The 18,142-nt window shown below is 68.0% G+C and carries 20 protein-coding genes; 14 read left to right on the top strand and 6 right to left on the bottom strand.

Annotated features, from left to right (window positions below):
• Position 1 precedes the first annotated feature (1 nt).
• The 3 genes from ACMGEZ_RS28365 to ACMGEZ_RS28355 all read left to right on the top strand — a co-directional run bounded on the left by ACMGEZ_RS28365 (position 2) and on the right by ACMGEZ_RS28355 (position 2,698).
• The gene (locus tag ACMGEZ_RS28365; RefSeq protein WP_436825612.1) at positions 2-1,000 is read left to right on the top strand and encodes a vWA domain-containing protein; all 999 of its coding nucleotides are present in this window, start codon (positions 2-4) and stop codon (positions 998-1,000) included.
• Positions 997-1,548, top strand: coding sequence for an MxaK protein (locus tag ACMGEZ_RS28360; RefSeq protein WP_436825611.1), 552 nt, complete (start codon positions 997-999; stop codon positions 1,546-1,548). The genes ACMGEZ_RS28365 and ACMGEZ_RS28360 overlap by 4 nt, the downstream gene beginning before the upstream one ends.
• 202 nt (positions 1,549-1,750) lie before the next feature.
• Positions 1,751-2,698: a vWA domain-containing protein gene (locus ACMGEZ_RS28355; RefSeq protein WP_436825610.1), complete on the top strand. Its 948-nt coding sequence runs from the start codon at positions 1,751-1,753 to the stop codon at positions 2,696-2,698.
• Here ACMGEZ_RS28355 and pqqE read toward each other — a convergent pair.
• From pqqE to pqqA, 5 genes are all read right to left on the bottom strand, one after another.
• Positions 2,682-3,827, bottom strand: coding sequence for a pyrroloquinoline quinone biosynthesis protein PqqE (gene pqqE, locus ACMGEZ_RS28350; RefSeq protein ID WP_436825609.1), 1,146 nt, complete (start codon positions 3,825-3,827; stop codon positions 2,682-2,684). The genes ACMGEZ_RS28355 and pqqE overlap by 17 nt on opposite strands.
• 4 nt (positions 3,828-3,831) lie before the next feature.
• On the bottom strand, positions 3,832-4,122 hold the full coding sequence (pqqD, locus tag ACMGEZ_RS28345) for a pyrroloquinoline quinone biosynthesis peptide chaperone PqqD (RefSeq protein WP_436825608.1): 291 nt from the start codon (positions 4,120-4,122) through the stop codon (positions 3,832-3,834).
• Entirely contained in the window at positions 4,119-4,883 is a 765-nt protein-coding gene (gene pqqC, locus ACMGEZ_RS28340) for a pyrroloquinoline-quinone synthase PqqC (protein ID WP_436825607.1), read from the bottom strand. Before pqqC ends, pqqD begins: the two co-directional genes overlap by 4 nt.
• A 16-nt stretch (positions 4,884-4,899) precedes the next feature.
• Positions 4,900-5,820 (bottom strand): pyrroloquinoline quinone biosynthesis protein PqqB, encoded by a 921-nt coding sequence (pqqB, locus tag ACMGEZ_RS28335; RefSeq protein WP_436825606.1) that lies wholly within the window; start codon positions 5,818-5,820, stop codon positions 4,900-4,902.
• A gap of 79 nt (positions 5,821-5,899) precedes the next feature.
• The gene (gene pqqA / locus ACMGEZ_RS28330; protein ID WP_010100094.1) at positions 5,900-5,974 is read right to left on the bottom strand and encodes a pyrroloquinoline quinone precursor peptide PqqA; all 75 of its coding nucleotides are present in this window, start codon (positions 5,972-5,974) and stop codon (positions 5,900-5,902) included.
• A 124-nt stretch (positions 5,975-6,098) separates the two neighbouring features.
• Here pqqA and ACMGEZ_RS28325 point away from each other — a divergent pair, with 124 nt between their 5' ends.
• From ACMGEZ_RS28325 to ACMGEZ_RS28315, 3 genes are read left to right on the top strand one after another with little or no spacing between them, the layout of a single operon-like run.
• A complete protein-coding gene (locus ACMGEZ_RS28325; RefSeq protein ID WP_436825605.1) occupies positions 6,099-7,139 on the top strand; it encodes an alpha/beta fold hydrolase in 1,041 nt (346 codons plus the stop codon).
• Positions 7,136-8,512, top strand: a complete 1,377-nt coding sequence (locus ACMGEZ_RS28320) for a histidine kinase (RefSeq protein ID WP_436825604.1) — start codon at positions 7,136-7,138, stop codon at positions 8,510-8,512. The genes ACMGEZ_RS28325 and ACMGEZ_RS28320 overlap by 4 nt, the downstream gene beginning before the upstream one ends.
• Positions 8,509-9,165, top strand: coding sequence for a response regulator (locus ACMGEZ_RS28315; RefSeq protein WP_436825603.1), 657 nt, complete (start codon positions 8,509-8,511; stop codon positions 9,163-9,165). The genes ACMGEZ_RS28320 and ACMGEZ_RS28315 overlap by 4 nt, the downstream gene beginning before the upstream one ends.
• A gap of 12 nt (positions 9,166-9,177) precedes the next feature.
• Here the strand turns inward: ACMGEZ_RS28315 and ACMGEZ_RS28310 are convergent, their stop codons facing one another.
• Complete coding sequence (locus ACMGEZ_RS28310) at positions 9,178-10,077, bottom strand: LysR substrate-binding domain-containing protein (protein WP_436825602.1); 900 nt, start codon at positions 10,075-10,077, stop codon at positions 9,178-9,180.
• Positions 10,078-10,262: 185 nt separating this feature from the next.
• On the opposite strand from ACMGEZ_RS28310, the gene ACMGEZ_RS28305 reads away from it, so the two are divergent.
• The 8 genes from ACMGEZ_RS28305 (at position 10,263) to ACMGEZ_RS28270 (ending at position 17,639) form a co-directional block, all read left to right on the top strand.
• Positions 10,263-11,012 (top strand): SDR family NAD(P)-dependent oxidoreductase, encoded by a 750-nt coding sequence (locus ACMGEZ_RS28305; RefSeq protein ID WP_436825601.1) that lies wholly within the window; start codon positions 10,263-10,265, stop codon positions 11,010-11,012.
• Positions 11,013-11,038: 26 nt separating this feature from the next.
• Positions 11,039-12,028 carry a TRAP transporter substrate-binding protein gene (locus tag ACMGEZ_RS28300; RefSeq protein ID WP_436825600.1) on the top strand — a complete coding sequence of 330 codons (990 nt, stop codon included), beginning with the start codon at positions 11,039-11,041 and terminating at the stop codon, positions 12,026-12,028.
• A 48-nt stretch (positions 12,029-12,076) separates the two neighbouring features.
• Positions 12,077-12,586 carry a TRAP transporter small permease gene (locus ACMGEZ_RS28295; protein WP_436825599.1) on the top strand — a complete coding sequence of 170 codons (510 nt, stop codon included), beginning with the start codon at positions 12,077-12,079 and terminating at the stop codon, positions 12,584-12,586.
• Positions 12,587-12,602: 16 nt separating this feature from the next.
• Complete coding sequence (locus ACMGEZ_RS28290) at positions 12,603-13,862, top strand: TRAP transporter large permease (protein ID WP_436825598.1); 1,260 nt, start codon at positions 12,603-12,605, stop codon at positions 13,860-13,862.
• Between the two features lie 31 nt (positions 13,863-13,893).
• Positions 13,894-14,760, top strand: coding sequence for a transketolase (locus tag ACMGEZ_RS28285; RefSeq protein ID WP_436825597.1), 867 nt, complete (start codon positions 13,894-13,896; stop codon positions 14,758-14,760).
• On the top strand, positions 14,757-15,767 hold the full coding sequence (locus ACMGEZ_RS28280) for a transketolase family protein (RefSeq protein ID WP_436825596.1): 1,011 nt from the start codon (positions 14,757-14,759) through the stop codon (positions 15,765-15,767). Before ACMGEZ_RS28285 ends, ACMGEZ_RS28280 begins: the two co-directional genes overlap by 4 nt.
• A gap of 85 nt (positions 15,768-15,852) precedes the next feature.
• Positions 15,853-17,445, top strand: coding sequence for an OpgD/OpgG family glucan biosynthesis protein (locus ACMGEZ_RS28275; protein ID WP_436825595.1), 1,593 nt, complete (start codon positions 15,853-15,855; stop codon positions 17,443-17,445).
• Entirely contained in the window at positions 17,442-17,639 is a 198-nt protein-coding gene (locus ACMGEZ_RS28270; protein WP_436825645.1) for a hypothetical protein, read from the top strand. The genes ACMGEZ_RS28275 and ACMGEZ_RS28270 overlap by 4 nt, the downstream gene beginning before the upstream one ends.
• Positions 17,640-18,142 lie beyond the last annotated feature (503 nt).

Raw genomic sequence — 18,142 nt, 5'->3', positions numbered from 1 at the left:
CATGCGCTTCGACTTCTCCCAGCCCTGGATGCTTGTCCTGCTGCCCCTCGCGCTGCTGCCGCTGCTGCGCAGGCGCAGCGACACGCTGGCCTTCTCGTACCTCGCCTGGCTGCCGGCCGACCGCGTCGGCCGTGCGCTCGGCTTTCTCTGGCGCGCCTTCGCGGTCGGCGCGATGGCGCTGGCCGTTCTCGGGCTCGCCGGCCCCGGCCAGTCGGGCGCCCAGGTGCAGCGCACCGGGCGCGGCGCCGAGATCCTGATCCTGATGGACCGCAGCAGCAGCATGGATGCGACGGTGCACACCAACGGCCTGCAGACGGCGGGCCGGATGTCGCAGGAGCCCAAGGCCAAGGTCGTGCGCGACCTGCTCAGCGACTTCGTCGCGAAGCGGCCGGACAACCGCTTTGCCTTCATGACCTTCAGCACGGTGCCGATCGCTGTCGTGCCCTTCACGCAGAAGACCGACACCGTGCAGGCCGCGCTCGCCGCCAGCGCCATCGGCCGCGGCCTGCCCGAAACCCGCATGGGCGTCGCGCTCCTGGCCGCCATCGAGGAATTCGAGGGCCGCAGCTTTTCGGGAAGCCGCGTGATCCTGATCGTCTCGGACGGCGGCGCCCAGCTCGATGAGCCCACGCGCCAGCGCATCCACGCGGGCCTTGCGCGCGAGAAGATCGGCCTTTACTGGATCTACGTGCGCAGCGGCCCCAACTCGCCCAACCTCAACACCGAGACGGCAAGCGCCTACGGCCTGGGTGAGGAACTGGCGCTGCACCAGTTCTTCAAAAGCTTGAGCACGCCCTATCGGCTGTACCAGGTCGACGACTCCAACGCGATGGCGGCTGCCATGGCCGAGATCGACCGGCAGCAGAACTTTCCGCTGATCATCCACGAGCGCGTGCCGCGGCGGGACTACGGCGGCCCGTTCTACCTGGCCGCGATGCTGTGCTGCGCCGGCCTGCTCGCCTGCCGCGCGCTGCAGCTGCAAAGCTGGAAAAAAGCATGAAGCGACGCACCGTGCACCTGGTCTTCGGCGTGCTGAGCCTGTGCTGTGCAGGCGCCGTGCTGGAGCGCGGCTTGCGTCTGCACCGGACGACGGGCCTGAACGCCGAGATCGCGCGCATCGCGGCCGAGCCGGTGGGCAAGGAAGCCACGGCCCTGCCTCCGCGGGCTGCGCGCGAGCTGCAGCTGGCGCAGGCGCTCGCCTTGTCGAAGGCGGGCAATCACGATGCGGCGCTCAAGGGCTTTGCGGGGCTGGTTCAAGGGGGCGAACGCGATGCTGTTGCGCAGCAGGCGCTGTTCAATCTGGCGAACATGTACCTGCGGCAAGGGCTTGCGCAGAAGAGCGGAGCGGAGCCGCTGTTCGAACTGGGCAAGCAGCGGCTGCGCGATCTGCTGCGGGTGGCGCCGCAGGACTGGGATGCTCGGTACAACCTGGAGCGGGCGTTGAGGTTGGCGCCGGAAGAGCAGGAGGCTTTTTCGGCGGAGCAGCAGCAGTCGGTGGAGCAGCGGAGGGTTCGGGTTCCGGGGTTCGTTGCGGGGGACTTGCCGTGAGCCGGGACTTGCTCCTTCCCCCTCTTGGAGAGGGTGGGGGTAAGGGCACTCGTTCGCTTGATGTCGTACGTTGCTGTTGGTTTGAGCCCGGAGCCGGGATTTCGCCCCAACCAAGCGCACCGTACCAATCGACAGCCAGAGTGCCCCCACCCCAACCCTCCCCCGAAGGGAGAGGGAGCTCCCCCGCATGGAGCAAGCCCCGATGAACGCTCCCTGGCACCGCATCCAACGCAGCGGAAACTGGCTTCTGCTAGCCGCCCTCCTCCTGCTCGCCCTAGCCGCCTGGCCCCCCCGCATCCAACTCCAACGCCCCGTCTTCGAGTGGCAAGTCAGCTTCGACATCACCCAGAGCATGCACGTCGAGGACGTCGAGCTCAACCAGTCCACCGTGAGCCGCCTGACCCTGGCTCGCGCCGCGATGCGCGACGTGCTGGCCGCGTTGCCCTGCGGATCGAAGGTCGGCTGGAGCGTGTTCGCCGACTACCGATCGCTCGTGATCCTCGCCCCCATCGAGGTCTGCAGCCACTACGAGGAACTGCTCGCCTCGCTCGAGCGCATCGATGCCCGCATGCGCTGGGCCAACGCCAGCAACATCGGCAAGGGCGTGACCTGGGCCGTGCGCGGCGCCAGGAGCATCGGAGCACACACCAGCTTCGTCTTCATCAGCGACGGGCAGGAGGCACCGCTGCTGCGCGCCAACGACACGGTGCCGATGGGCGACATCACGCCCGGCGAGGTGAAGGGCTGGCTGGTCGGCGTCGGCGGCGATGTGCCGATGCCGATTCCCAAGACGAACAGCGCCGGCCAGCCCGCCGGCTACTGGAAGCCGGAGGACGTGGTGCAAGGCGCCGCCATCGGCGCCACGCAGACCCGCGAGCACCTGTCCGAGCTGCGCGAGGACCATCTGCGATCGCTCGCCAAGCTCGTCGGCGCGAACTACCTGCGCCTGAACACGCCCGATGCACTGAAGACAGCCATGCTCGACCGCCGCTTCGCCCAAAGCCAGCCCGCGGACACGGACCTGCGCTGGATCCCGGCGCTGCTCGCCTTGCTGCTGCTCGCCTGGCGCTTCGCACCTGACTTCGGATGGCGTCGCGAAAAAAGAAAGGCGGCCGAAGGCACGCCACGCGGCCTCAGCCAGGCGGCATGACGGGTGCCGCCAGGCGGCGCGAGTTGGCGGGATCGCGAAACACCAAGGGATGCTCGACCGGGCCGCCGGGCTCGCGCTCGGCGGCGCGCTGCACCGCCTCCACCACACGTTGATGATCGGGGCTCTTCGCGCAGACCGGGTCGGCGGCCGCCGCATCGTTCGCCAGCAGGTAGGCCTGGCAGCGGCAGCCGCCCAGGTCCTGCTCGCGCATGTCGCAGCTCGCGCACGGCTCCTTCATCCAGCCGGTGCCGCGGTAGCGGTTGAAGCCTTCGGAGTCGAACCAGATCTCGCGCAGGCCGTGCGCCTTCACGTTCGGGAACTCCAGGCCCGGCAGCATCTTCGCGGTGTGGCATGGCAGCGCCGTGCCGTCCGGCGCCACGGTGAGGAACATGCTGCCCCAGCCGTTGACGCACTTCTTGGCGCGGCCCTCGTGGTAGTCGGGAGCGACGTAGAAGATGCGCATGCGCTCGCCCAGCCGGGCGCGCCAGCCGTCGGTCACCTGCTCGGCGCGGCGCAGCTGCTCGTGGGTGGGCAGCAGCTGGTCGCGGTTCACGAAGGCCCACGAGTAGTACTGCGTGTTCGCGAGCTCGAGGTACTCGGCGCCCATCTCGTGCGCCATCTCGATGATGCGGTCGATGTGGTCGATGTTCATTCGGTGGATGACCACGTTCATGACCATCGGCCAGCCCTGGTCCTTGATGATCTTCGCCACCCGGTTCTTCAGCTCGAAGGTCTTGGTGTGCGAGAGGAAGTCGTTCATCTCGCGCGTGGAGTCCTGGAACGACAGCTGCACATGGTCCAGCCCGGCCGCCTTCAGCGCGGCGGCGCGCTCCGCGTTCAAGCCCACGCCGGAGGTCAGCAGGTTGGTGTAGTAGCCCAGCCGGCTGGCCTCGGCGACGATGATCTCCAGGTCGTCGCGCAGGAGCGGCTCGCCGCCCGACAGGCCGCACTGCACCGCGCCGAGCTCGCGGCCCTGGCGCAGCACCCGCAGCCAGTCCTCGGTGCCGAGCTCGCTGTCCTGCTGCGCGAAGTCGACCGGGTTGAAGCAGAACACGCAATGCAGCGGGCAGCGGTAGGTCAGCTCGGCCAGCAGCCAGAGCGGAGGACCGGGGCGTGGCGCGGTCGTCATGTCGTCACGTGTCCCAGCGCAGCCAGTTCTGCTGCGCCGCCACTTCGACGAAGCCGCGCACGTCGGCTTCGAGCCCGGTGGTCCCGAAGGCCTGCTCCAGGTCCGCCACGATCTCGGCGATGCTGCTTTCGCCGTTGCAGCGCTTCATGATCTCGCCCGCGCTGCCGTTGAGCTGGACCATGCCCTCGGGGTACAGCAGGACGTGCCGCTCCTGCACGGGCTCCCATTGCAGGCGGAAGCCCGGGCCGATACGGGGCTTGCTCTCGGCGCTCAGCGCTTTCCTGATCTCGCTCATGCGTCGTTCACGCCGTAGCGCGTCGCCATTGCGTCGTTCATGGCCCACAGGATGTCGAGCTTGAACTGGAGCACCTCCAGTGCGCGCTCCTGCAGCGCGCGGGTGTCGAAGTGATCGAGCGTGATCGCCAGGCCCTGCTCGACGTCGCGCCGCGCCTGGCTCACCCGGTTGCGGAAGTAGTCCAGGCCGGCGGGCTCGATCCACGCGTAGTGCTCGGGCCAGGTGGCCAGGCGCTGCTTGTGGATCTCGGGCGCGAAGAGTTCGGTCAGCGACGAGCACACCGCCTCCTGCCACGGCGCGCGGCGGGCGAAATTCACGTAGGCGTCGACCGCAAAGCGCACCGCCGGCACCACGTGCCGCAGATCCCGCACTTCCTCGCGCGTCAGCCCGACGGACTCCGCCAGGCGCAGCCACGCCTCGATCCCGCCCGGGTCCTTCACGCCGCCGAGCTCGAAGCCGTCGTGGTCGAGGATGCGCTGCACCCAGCCGCGGCGCACGTCCTGGTCGGGACAGTTCGAGAGCACCGCCGCGTCCTTGATCGGGATCGCGATCTGGTAGTAGAAGCGGTTCGCCACCCAGCCGCGGACCTGCTCGGGCGTGGCCCGGCCGCTGTTGAGCATGACGTTGAACGGATGGTGGATGTGGTAGCTGCGGCCACGCTCGCGCAGTTGCCGCTCGAATTCCTCGCGGCTCCATGCCGGCTGGCTCTTTCCGCTGTCGGCGCCCGGTCGAACCGGGTCCTGGATCCTGTCGGCATGCATGCGTGGGGCCCGTGGTTCAGAGATGGATCGTCATCCCGTCCTCGCAGGGCTCGATGCCCGAGCGCCGCAGCGCTGCGTGCTCGTCGGAGTCCTCGTCGAGGATGGGGTTGGTGTTGTTGATGTGGATCAGCATGCGCCGCGTGCTCGCAGGCAGCCGCCCGAGCCATTCGATCATGCCGCCCTCGCCCGATTGCGGCAGATGGCCGATCTCGCGCGCCCGCTTGGTCCCAACGCCCAGGCGAACCATCTCGTCGTCAGTCCAGAAGGTGCCGTCCACCATCACGGCGTCGGCGCTCGCCATGGCATCGAACACCGGCGGCGTGATCGCCCCGAGGCCCGGCGCGTAGAACACGCTCCTGCCGCTCCTGCGGTCGCGGATGGTGATGCCGATATTGTCGCCGGGAACCGGATGCTCGCGGTGCGGCGAGTAAGGCGCCGCCTTGCCGGTCAGTGCGAGGGCGCGAAAGTCCAGATCCGGTACCCAGGGCACCTGGAAGGCGCTGCCGTCGATCGCGATCGGATGCCGCGCCACGCCGCAGTAATGCGACAGCACGCGCAGCACCGGATTGCCCTGGCTCAGGTCTTCCGCCACCGGGTCGGTGCACCACAGCGGCAGCGGCGCGCCGCGCTCGCGCAGCATGAAAAGGCCGGTCGCATGGTCGACCTGCCCGTCGATCAGCACCACGCCGGCGATGGCGCTGTCGCGCAGCTTGCGCGCGGGCTGCAGCACGGGGCTGCTGCGGATCTGCTCCAGGATGTCGGGCGAGGCGTTGAACAGCACGCCATCGATGCCCTCGTCGGGCCGCACGAAGATCGAGGACTGCGTGCGCGGCCTGGCGCGCACGGTGCCCGCGCGCACGCCCGCGCAGTTGCGGCAGTTGCAGTTCCATTGAGGAAAGCCACCGCCGGCTGCCGAGCCCAGGACCGTGATGCGCATCGCGAAAGGAAAGAAGGAAGCAGGGGTCGAAACAACCCGCCCCGGGGATACCGGGGCGGGTTGTCACGAGGCGCGCAACTCAGCGGGCGCTGACGTACATCGTGATCTCGAAGCCGAAGCGAAGATCAGTGGCCGTCGGGGTTTCCCATTTCATGTGTGTCTCCTGCAAAACGTTGCGCGGCGCCGGTCGGCGACCGCGGGGATCACTCGAATGTCCCTGTCGCATCTTGGCCCGTGCGGCCGCTGCGCTCCAGCCACGAAATCATGAATCGCACTTCATGATTTTCATGAATGGCGACGAACGGGGCGGCGCTTACCATGGCCTCGTGCTCCCCTCCGGCCTGTACCCCGAAACACCGCCCCTGCGCACCCACGCCATGGCGATATCGCACGGCCATGTGCTGCACGTGGAGGAAGGCGGCGATCCGGCGGGTATCTGCGCGCTCGTGCTGCACGGCGGGCCGGGGTCGGGCAGCTCGCCGCTGCTGCGCCGCTTCTTCGATCCGGCGCGCTACCGGGTGATCAGCGTCGACCAGCGCGGCGCGGGCCGCAGCCGCCCGCGCGGCGCGACCGCGCACAACCGCACGGCCGAACTGCTGGAGGACCTGCGCATCGTGCGGGAGCGGCTGGACGTGCAGCGCTGGCTCGTGGCCGGCGGCTCCTGGGGCGCCACGCTGGCGCTTGCCTATGCGGGCTTCGAGCCGTCGGCGGTCTCGGCCCTGCTGCTGCGCTCGGTGTTCCTCCCCACGGCCGAGGAGATCGAGGCCTTCTTCCAGGACACGGCTGGCAGCGAGCCTGCAGCCTGGGCGCGGTTCGCGGCGGTGGCGCCGCCCGATCGGCGCGCGGACATGCTGGGCTTCCTGGCTGATGCACTGCAGCAGGCGCCCACCCCGGCCAATGCGGAGCTGCAGCGGCGGCTCGCCCTTGCGTGGTGGCGCTGGGAACGAACGATGGCCGGCGGCTCCGCCGTGCCATCCACAGACCCCGATCCGAGTCCCGAGACACAGGACGCGCTGGTGGACCGCTACCGCGTGCAAAGCCACTACCTGGTCCACCGCTGCTGGCTGGACGAGCCCCCGCTGCTGGAGCGCCTCGGCGCGCTGCCGCCGGTGCCCACGCTGCTGCTGCACTCGCGCGACGATCGCGTCTGCCGAGCGCAGGCAGCGCAGGCCGTGCACGAACGCCTTGCGCACGCCCAGCTTCGTTGGCTCGACGGCGCGGGCCACGATCCGGCGCATCCGGCCATGGCATCCGCGATGGTCGCCGCCCTCGACAGCTATGCGCTGCACGGCCATTTCGGGGATGGGCTGGCGCAATGACGCTGCGCCTGAAGATCAACCTGATCGTGAGCCTGCTGACCCTGCTGTTCGTCGCCGTCATGCTTGGCCTGCAACTGCGCGCGATGCGCGAATCGGTTCAGGAGGAAGTGGTGGCGGCGAACCGGGTGGCCGCGCAGCTGCTGAACCGCACGGCCTGGCTCTACGCGGCCCAGGGCGCGCCCGCGATGCTCGCCTTTCTGCAGGGGGTCGGCCGGGTGCGCTCCAACGACATCACGCTGTTCGACGAACAGGGGCAGGTGCTGTACAGCTCGCCCACCTCGGTCTACAAGGCGGGCCGCGATGCGCCGGACTGGTTTGCCGGTTTCGTTTCGCCCCGGCCCAACGAGATGTCGATCGTCTTTCCCGGCGGCAAGCTGATCGTGCGCGCCAACGCGTCGCGCGCGGTGCTCGACGCCTGGGACGATGCCGTGCTGCTGACGCTCAGCGCCCTCGGCCTGCTGCTGGTCGTCAATGCGCTCGTGTTCTGGCTGGTCGGGCGCGCCACGCGGCCCTTCGCCGATATCGTGGACGCGCTGAACCAGCTCGAGAACGGGCGCTTCGACGTCGCGCTGCGCGCCCTGCCCGGCAGCGAAGCGGCCGCCATCGGCGCCGCCTTCAACCGCATGGTGGGCATGCTGCAGCAGCACATCGAGACCGAGCGGCGCGCCGTGCGGGCAGAGAGCCGCCTGTCCGAGAGCCGCGAGCTGGGCCGCTGGGTCGACCAGAAGATCGAACAGGAACGGCGGCTGATCGCGCGCGAGCTGCACGACGAGCTGGGGCAGTCGGTCACCGCAATGCGCAGCATGGCCCTGTCGATCGCCCGGCGCATGGAGACGCTGGATCCGCAAGCCGAGCAGGCGGCCCGCGTGATCGCCGAGGAATCGGCGCGCCTCTACACCGCGATGCACGGCATGATCCCGCGCCTGACCCCGCTGGTGCTCGACAAGTTCGGCCTGGTGCCCGCGCTCGAGGACCTGGTCGAGCGCACGCGAACCAGCCACGGCATACAGGTCGAATGGCAGCTCGGCGTGGCGCTAGACCGCGTGCCGCTGGACACCGACGCCGCCCTCGTGCTGTACCGCGCTGCCCAGGAGGGCATCACCAACGCCCTGCGGCACGGACAGGCACAGCGCATCGTGCTTGCGCTGCGCGGCGACGAAGAAGCGGTGACGCTCACGCTGACGGACGACGGGCGCGGCCTGCCGGGCCCTGAAGCAGCCCAGGCAGCCGGCGTGGGCCACTACGGGTTGCGCTGGCTCGCCGAGCGCATCGAGAACCTCGGCGGCGAGCTGCGCCTGGAACCTGCGGCGCCGAACGGTGCCCAACTGACGGTACGCCTGCCCTTGCCGGCTGCAGGCGCGGAGAAGCGATGACCCCCGAGAACCAAGACACTGCACCGATCCGAGTCATGCTGGTCGACGACCATGCGCTGGTGCGCATGGGCTTTCGCATGCTGCTCGCGGACGCCCGGATCGAGGTGGTGACCGAAGCGGACACCGGCGAACAAGCCTGCCAGGAGTACCCGCAGGTACGGCCTGACGTGGTCGTGATGGACCTGTCGATGCCCGGCATGGGCGGGCTCGAGGCCGTGCGCCGCCTGCTCGCCCACGACCCGAAGGCGCGCGTGCTCGCGCTGTCGGCCCACGAAGACAGCGCCCATCCGCGCCGCGTGCTGCGCGCCGGCGCCCTCGGCTACCTGGCCAAGCGCAGCGCGCCCGAGGCGCTGATCGCCGCAGTGAAGGCAGTGGCGCGCGGCGAGCGCTACATCGATGCCCATACCGCCCAGGCGCTGGCCACGGCGCAGATCGAGGGCGACGCCAATCCGGCCGAGCTGCTCAGCGAGCGCGAGTTCTCGGTCTTCATCCAGCTGGCGCGCGGCATGACGGTGGCGCAGATCGCGGCCACGCTGAACCTCTCTGTCAGTACCGTCGGCTCTCACCTCTATCGCGTGAAGCAGAAGCTGGGGGCGAGCAACCAGGCGGAGCTGACCTGGGTTGCGCTGCGCTGGGGGCTGATCCAGGTGTAGATGGCAGGCTGCTCAGCGCACCACCGTTTCAGTTCGCGCAGCTTCGCCGTGCACCCAGGAAAGAAAGGCCTCGACCGGTGGCCGCTTCGCGTGCCTGGCCGGATAGACCACGAAGTGCGCCTTGACCCGAACGGCTTTGTCCAGCCCGAAAACCGGCTTGAGCTTTCCAGTCGAAAGATGCGGGCCGGCGTTCACGGCACTCTCGAGGGCGACGCCGAGCCCTTGCGTCGCGGCGTCCAGCGACATCTGGGCGCGGTCGAACCGCAGAGCGAATTGTTCCGGCGCACGCCTGTCGGAGAATTCCCTGAGCCAGTCTGACCACTGGACCACGCTGACATTGCTCTGGATGAGCGGTACGTCGAACAGTTGCTCGATCCGCTTGAGCCGGTGTTCGCGAATGAAGGCAGGGCTGGCCAGCGGCACGATGCGCTCGACGAACAAGGGCTCGACCACCAGGTCATCCCACTGAGGCACGCCATAGCGGATGTCCAGGTCGGCCTGCCCCAGCGCGAAATCGCTGGGCGTGTGCGCCGCGGACAGGTTCAGGACGATGTCGGGGTGGGCTTGAGCGAAGCCGCGCAGCCGCGGCATCAGCCACAGGCTCGCGATGCTGGGCGCCGAGTGCACGTACAGGCTGTTGCGGACGCCCTTGCGCAAGTCTTCCGTCGCCGTCGAGATCGCAGCCAGGGCGCCTGCCACCCGCTCCAGGTATTGCTCGCCGGCGTTGCTGAGCCGAACGCCATGTGCGCTGCGCTCGAAGAGCCTCACTCCCAGGTCGGCCTCCAGACGTGCGACCTGGTGGCTGATGGCCGACGCGGTCAGATGGAGTTCCGCGGCGGCCAGTCCAAAGCTGCGCCGGCGCGCCACCGCTTCGAAAGCGAGGAGATTGGCAACGGGTGGCAGGGAAGCCATAGGGTTCTCCCGGTCGTATGGTGACGGATCGTCATCTTAGCCTGACGATTGATCGTTTGCGGTCAGCTCGGGCAGCGCCGAACATAACCCCCATCAACGGAGACAGCGGCCGGCCAGGCGGGCACCAAGCCGCTCCTGCAACGCGCCCTTCCTCCCCCTTCCTGTTTCTTATGGAGATCCACGAAATGCTGCTCAAGGACAAGGTTGCTCTGATCACCGGCGGGGCCGGGCTCAACGGACTCGGCTATGCGACGGCGCGCCGGATGGCGACCCAAGGCGCCAAGGTGGTGATCCTTGATCTGGCTCGCGCCGAGCCAGCTGCGGCCGCAGCACGGCTGGGGGAAGGTCACCTCGGTCTGGTCGCCGACGTCACGGACAAAGCCGCCTGCGAGGCCGCCGCCGCCGAAGCGCTGAAGGCATTCGGCCGGATCGACATCCTGATCAACAACGCGGGCATCACCCAGCCGGTCAAGACGCTGGACATCACCGGTGCCGACTACGACCGGATCCTCGACGTGAACCTGCGCGGCACGCTGCACATGTCGCAGGCCGTGCTGCCGGCGATGCGCCAGCAGCAGTCGGGTTCGATCATCTGCATCTCTTCGGTCTCTGCCCAACGCGGCGGCGGCATCTTCGGCGGCCCTCACTACTCCGCTGCCAAGGCCGGCGTGCTCGGCCTGGCGCGCGCGATGGCGCGCGAGTTCGGGATCGAAGGCGTCCGCGTCAACTGCATCACCCCGGGGCTGATCGAAACCGACATCACCCAGGGCAAGCTGACCCCGGAGCGCAAGAAGGAGATCGCCGAGTCGATCCCGCTTGCCCGCCTGGGCGCGGCTTCCGACGTGGCAGGGGCGTGCGTGTTCCTGGCCAGCGATCTTTCCGCCTACTGCACCGGCATCACGCTCGACGTCAACGGCGGCATGCTGATCCATTGAATCCAATGCTCGAAAGGAGACAAACCATGCAACGCAAGACCTTTGTCCGCACCCTGCTCGCCGTGGCCGCCGCAGCCACGCTGCCTCTCGGGGCCCAGGCCCAGGCAGTCAAGTTGACGCTCGGCCACGGTGCGGCCCCCGGCAACCCGCGCCACGAGGCGGCTGTCAAGTTCGCCGAGGTACTCAAGGCCAAGACCAGCGGGCGCATCGAGGTGCAGGTGGCGCCGTCGGCGCAGCTGGGCGACGACGCGGCGATGGTGACCGCGCTGCGCACGGGCGCGCTGGACATGAGCGCCAACTCGCAAGGTGCAGTGGCCAACGCAGTGCCCGAGTACGCCGCGTTCGGCATGCCGTTCCTCTTTTCGAGCGCTGCAGCCGCCTTCAAGCTGCTCGACGGCCCGCTCGGCAAGGAGCTGGCCGACAAGTCCGCCCAGAAGGGCCTGATCGCCCTCGGCTACTGGGACAACGGCATCCGCCAGATGACCAACAGCAAGCGCCCGATCACGAAGGTCGAGGACTTGAAGGGTCTGAAGATGCGCACGCCACCGGACACGGTGCTGGTGGAAATCATGCAGGCGCTGGGCGCCGAGGCGCAGCAGATCAAGTTCGCCGAGCTGTACGTCGCCTTGCAGCAGGGCGTGGTCGACGGACAGGAGAACCCCGTGATGAACGTCCACGCCAGCAAGCTGTACGAGGTGCAGAAGAACCTGTCGCTGACGAACCATCAGTTCCAGATGACGCCGTTCCTGATGAGCAAGCGCGCGTGGGACAAGCTCTCCGACGCTGACAAGAAGGCTGTGCAGGAGGCCGCCGCCGAGGCCACCGCGCTGCAGCGCAAGCTGTCGCAGGAGTCGGAGGACAAGCTGCTCGCCGATCTCAAGGCCAAGGGTGTGCAGGTGACGACCGTGGACACGGCAGCCTTCGCGAAGGCCACCGCACCCGTCACCGACAAGTGGATGGCGGGCCCGATCGGTCCCTACGTGAAGAAGGTCGTCACCGCCGCGCAAGCGCAGTAGGGGCCTGATCCCGGGCGCGACCAGCGCGCCCTTCTCTGGAGACAAATCATGAATGCGATCGAACGCGCCGTCGGCGGCATATGCCAGACGGTGTTGTGGGTGAGCACGTCGGTGATCTTCGCGATCCTGTGCGCGAACACCGTTCTGCGCTACGCCACCGGGGCGAGTCTGCAGTGGGGCAACGAAGTCCCCGAGCTGCTGTTCCCCTGGCTGGTGATGGCAGGCGTGGTGCTGGCCGCCCAGCACGGGGCACACATCACCACGACCTTCCTGATGGAGAAGCTGCCGTTCGCAGTGCGCCGTCCGCTCGCGGCGCTTGCCTGGCTCGGCGTCGTGGCGCTCTACGCAGTGACGAGCGTCGCGACGTTCCGCATGCTCGAGATCGTGCACGACGAGAAGTCGCCGATCCTGCAGGTGCCGGGCTCCGTCACCTACGGGTGCGTGATGGGCGGAATGGCGATGCTCGCGCTGCTCGCGCTGTTCTCGGCTTGGCGAGCCTGGAACACGAGCGAACAACCGGCCTCGGTCGGCGACGAGGTGCCGCAGGCGCACTGGTGAGACAAAGGAGAACGACATGACCGCATTGATACTCTTCGTCTTCCTCGGCGCCGCTGTGGTCGCGATCCCGATCGCGCACGCGCTGCTCGTCGCTGCACTGGCCGCGGCGGCCAGCTCCGACAGGGTGCCGCTCGATCTTCTCGTCCAGCAGATGGTCGCGCAGGTCCAGAGCTTCCCGCTGATCGCGATTCCCTTCTTCATGCTGACCGGCACGCTGATGATGGGCGGCAAGCTCGGCGAGGCGCTGATCGGCGTTCTGTCGACCTTGATCGGCCGCTTCCACGGCGGCCCCGGCCAGGTCGGCGTCCTGTCTTCGACGATCTTCGGCGGTGTCTCGGGCTCGGCGGTGGCGGACGCATCGGCGATCGGCTCGCTGCTGATCCCCTGGCAGAAACGGCTCGGCTACCCGCCGGCGTTCTCGGCCGCGACGCTCGCCGCGGCCGCGACGATCGACATCCTGATCCCGCCGTCGATCCCGATGATCCTTTTCGCGCTGGTCAGCAACACGTCGATCGCGTCGCTCTTCGTCGCGGGCATCCTGCCCGGACTGGCAATGTGTGGCGGCTTCATGGCAGTGTGCTGGTGGGTCGGCCGACGGCGCAACTTCCCGCGCGAGACGCGGCCGCTCGATTGGTCCGCATTCCGCAAGCAGCTCGCGTACGCCGCGCCCGCGCTGGTGCTGCCAGTGCTGATCGTGGTAATGCTGCGCTTCGGGATCGCGACGCCGACCGAGGTGGCCGTGCTCTCGACGCTGTTCGCCGGCCTGGTTTCGGCGCTGATCTACCGCGACCTCGGTCTCAAGCGGCTGCACTCGGCGATCGTTCACGCAGGACTGGCCACCGGCGTCGTGCTGCTCGTCATCATGGCATCGGCGGCGATCGGCTGGCTGCTGACCTACGACCGCATGCCCGACGGCATCGTCGCCTGGGCGCAGGCACACCTGTCGAGCGGCTGGAGCGTGATCCTGCTGATGAACTTGCTGATGCTCGTCTGCGGCATGTTCATCGACCTGCCCGCCGCAGTGTTGCTGCTGACCCCGGTGTTCGTGCCGCTCGCCAACGCAATCGGCATGGACCTGACGCAGCTCGGGATCATGATGACCGTCAACCTGGCGATCGGCCTGTACACGCCGCCAGTGGGCACAACGCTGTTCATCACCAGCGCGCTCGCCAAGGTCAAGGTCGGCCAGACGGTGCGCGAGCTGGGCCCGTTCTACGTGGTCGCATTCCTGATCCTCGCGCTCGTCTCGTACGTGCCGGCCGTCATCTTCAAGTGAGTCCTTTGTCTGACCATCCAAGGAGCAATCCGTGATTTCCACCAACAACCAGCTCGCCGCGCTGGCGCAGCGCGCGTACCGCATCCGGCGCTTCGCGCTGCGCATGGGCGAGGTCCAGGGCCAGGGCTACATCGGCCAGGCGCTCGGCTGGGCCGACGTGCTTGCAACGGCCTATTGCCATGCGTTGAACCTGCGGCCGCAGGAGCCCGAGTGGGAGGGGCGCGACCGCTTCCTCCTCTCGCACGGCCACTATGCGATTGCGCACTACGCGGCGCTCATCGAAGCCGGAATCATCCTCGAGAGCGAGCTCGAGACCTATGGCAGCGACGACAGCCGCCTGCCGATGTCGGGCATGGCCGCCTACACCCCCGGCATGGAGATGTCGGGCGGATCGCTCGGCCAGGGGCTGATCATCGGCGTGGGCATGGCGCTTGCGCTGAAGCAGAAGAAGAACCCGGCCGTCGTCTACAACTCCATGTCCGACGGCGAACTCGACGAGGGCTCGACCTGGGAGGCCGCGATGTCCGCCGCCCACCACAAGCTGGACAACCTGATCTGCCTGGTCGACGTGAACAATCAGCAGGCCGACGGGCCCTCGGGCAAGGTGCTGGGCTTCGAGCCCCTGGCCGACAAGTGGGCCGCCTTCGGCTGGCATGTCCAGCGCGTGAACGGCAACGACCTGGCGGCCGTGGTGGAGGCGTTCGACGCCGCCCGTGCACTCCAGGAAGCAAGGCCGCGCGTCATCGTCTTCGACACGCTGATGGGCAAGGGCGTGCCCTTCCTCGAGCAGCGCGAGAAGAGCCACTTCATCCGCGTCGATCCGCCGGAGTGGCAGAAAGCCCTCGAGGTCCTCGACCAATCCCAACCTTATGTTCAAGCCGAAGGAGCCCCGGCATGAGTACCGCCGCCGCAGAAAAGAAGCCGCGCCTGACCACCTCGGCGATGATCGCCTCGATCGCCTCCGAAGGGCAGAAGGTCAAGGCCGCTCCGTTCGGCAAGGCACTCGTCGAATACGCCGCCAACCGTCCCGAAGTCGTCGGCCTGACGGCGGACCTGGCCAAGTACACGGACTTGCATCTGTTCGCCCAGGCGTACCCGGAGCGCTTCTACCAGATGGGCATGGCCGAGCAGTTGCTCATGGGCGCCGCCGGTGGAATGGCCAAGGAAGGCCTGGTCCCGTTCGCGACGACCTACGCCGCGTTCGGCACGCGTCGCGCCTTCGACTTCATCCACCAGGTGATCGCCGAGGAGGACCTCAACGTCAAGATCTGCTGCGCGCTCCCGGGCTTGACCACGGGGTACGGCCCCAGCCATGCCGCGATCGAAGACATCGCAATGATGCGCGGCGTCCCGGGCCTGACCATCGTCGACCCTTGCGACGCGCTCGACATCGAGCAGGCGGTGCCTCAGATTGCCGAGCACAAGGGCCCGGTCTACATGCGTCTGCTTCGTGGTCAGGTACCCCTGGTCCTCGATGAAATCGAGGGCTATCGCTTCGAACTGGGCAAGGCCAAGATGTTGCGCGAAGGCGCCGACGTGCTGTTGATCTCCAGCGGTCTGCTGACGATGCGGGCGCTCGAGGCCGCGCAGGACCTGACCAAGGACAAGGTTGGCGTCGCCGTGCTGCATTGCCCGACCATCAAGCCGCTGGACGAGGCGGCCATCGTCGAGGCCGTGCGCTACAAGCACCGGCTGGTGGTCGTCGCCGAGAACCATTCTGTGGTCGGTGGCCTCGGTGAAGCGGTGGCGAGTGCCCTGCTGCGCCACAAGGTACAGCCCGCGGGCTTTCAGCTCGCCGGCCTGCCGGACGCGTTCCTCGATGCCGGCGCGCTGCCCACACTGCACGATCGCTACGGCATCAGCCGCGAGGCGCTGGGCTCGCACATCAAGAGCTGGCTCGGCTGAGCCGGTCGGCGGCGACAGGCCCGAAGCCCCTCCGAACAGGCGCTCGTCCGACGAACCGCGGCCGCGCCGCCGCCTAGACTGCGCCATGCGAAGAAGAAGCTTTCTCGCTGTCGGCGCGGTTGCAAGCACAGGCTGCACGAGCTTTGCTGTGGCACCCGCAGCCTGGGCCGCCGAACTCCAGCCGCTCGGCAGCCCCGGAAGATTCGACTACGCCTGGCTCAAGGGCGCGGCGCGCGATCTCGCTCAAAGGCCCTATCGGCCGCACGGCAGAGCGCTGCCGCGCGATGTCGCGGCGCTCGACTGGGACCAGTACCAGGCGATCCGCTTCAAGCCCGACCATGCGCTGTGGGCCGACGACAGGCTGCGCTTCCGAATTCGCCTGTTCCATTTGGGACTGTTCTTCAAGCGGCCGGTGCGCATGTTTGAGCTCGCCGGCGGCCAGGCGCAGGAGCTCGCCTACGACCCTGCGATGTTCGACTACGGCCGAAGCGGCCTCGACGGCGCGCGGCAGCCGCGCGACCTTGGTTTTGCCGGTTTTCGCATCCACGTCGCGCCCGATTTCGACAGGGATGTCGCCGCCTTTCTCGGCGCCAGCTACTTCCGCGCGGTGGGCGCCGAGAGACAGTACGGCCTGTCGGCACGCGGCCTCGCAGTCGACACGGCGCTGGGCCGCGACGAGGAGTTTCCGGACTTCACCGACTTCTGGTTCGAACGGCCGGCGCCGGGCGCGAACTCCGTGGTGGTCTACGCGATGCTCGACTCGCCCAGCATCACCGGTGCCTACCGCTTCGCGATCACGCCGGGCGAGCTGCTGACGATGGACGTCGATGCCGCGCTCTATCCGCGCAGGCAGATCGAGCGCCTCGGCATCGCCGCCTGCACAAGCATGTTCCAGGTCGGCGAGAACGACCGCCGCACGGCCGGCGACTGGCGTCCCGAGATCCACGACTCCGACGGCTTGGCGATGCACCGCGGCAATGGCGAATGGATCTGGCGCCCACTCGTGAACCCGGCCACGCTGCGCTTCAGCTCCTTCGTCGACAAAGACCCCGGGGGCTTCGGCCTGATGCAGCGCGACCGCAATTTCGACCATTACCAGGACGACGGCGCCTTCTACGAGAAGCGCCCTTCGCTCTGGGTCCAGCCCAAGACGCCCTGGGGCGAAGGCGCGGTCCAGCTGGTCGAGATACCGACGGTGGACGAGACCTTCGACAACATCGTGGCCTTCTGGAACCCGGCGCAGAAGCCGCAGCGCGGGCAGGAGCTGCTGTACGGCTATCGTCTCTACTGGGGCGCCACCGCGCCGGTGCGCCCGGCGCTCGCCACCTGCGTGGCCACGCGCACCGGCATCGGCGGCACGGTCGGGCGCAAGCGGCGGCACTGGTCCTGGCGCTTCGTGGTCGACTTCGCAGGCGGCCAGCTGGCGCGGATCGACCCGAAGACGACGACGGTCGAGCCCGTCATCACTGCATCGAGTGGAAGCATCGAGCTCAAGTCGGCACGCCCGCTCGCATCGGTGAACGGCGTCCGCGCCACCTTCGACGCGGTGCCGCCCCCGCGCAGCGGTCCGGTCACGCTGCGGCTCTTCCTGCGCGCCGACGGCCAGGCCTTGAGCGAAACCTGGCTGTACGAATGGACGCCGCCGGCGCCTGCCGATCGCAAGCTCGCGCCCGCATGACGCTTCTTCACAGCGACATCCCGGCCTGCCTCGACCGCCTGCCCTGGTCGCGCGGGCACTGGCGCGTGGTGATCGCGCTCGGCGTGGCCTGGGTGCTCGACGGTCTCGAGGTCACGCTGGTGAGCTCGATCTCTGGCAGTCGAACGACTGGTTGTGGCGGTTCAGTAACTTTGGCGAGGGTCAGCTTCTTTTGATGCTGAGGGGACTGCTTTGGTGCCTGAGCAGAAGTTCGACCGGCTCCATAGCGGTCCTTACGCTGACGGTCCTTCGTCGTTTTGAGCTTTGAACGCGCGCTGGAGTTTTTCGAAGCTACCTGAGGCATGTGCTAGTTCACCGCCAACCCGCAGCAGTAGCATGACAGCCTCCTAGTCGTGCTCAGGACCTTTGTGGACCAGCGCCTCTGCTTGTATCAGCGCATCCTTGCATCGCTCATACATGCCGATGCGTTCCAGGCCGGAACGCGCACCTTCGAGTTGTTCGTGAATCCATGAGTACTGCGAGAGATAGAACTCATCGATTCCACGGCGATAGAGCGCTACCCCGCCAGCCACGGCGTGTTTGAGGCCGGGGGCTGCGTTGGAGCCTTTAATTCGATCAGGCTTTGAAAAGTTGCATGTCCGCTAGGGAGATGCTGATCAATGAGCAGCGCTGTTGGACCTGTGGACATCACAACGCGAGGCGCTCGCGATACTGGTCG

It is taken from the genome of Variovorax stachyos (assembly GCF_051400855.1).
In the GTDB taxonomy this organism is placed as follows: Bacteria; Pseudomonadota; Gammaproteobacteria; order Burkholderiales; family Burkholderiaceae_C; genus Variovorax.
The sequence above is the reverse complement of the archived record's forward strand: the minus strand, read 5'-3'. Positions and strand labels throughout refer to the sequence as shown.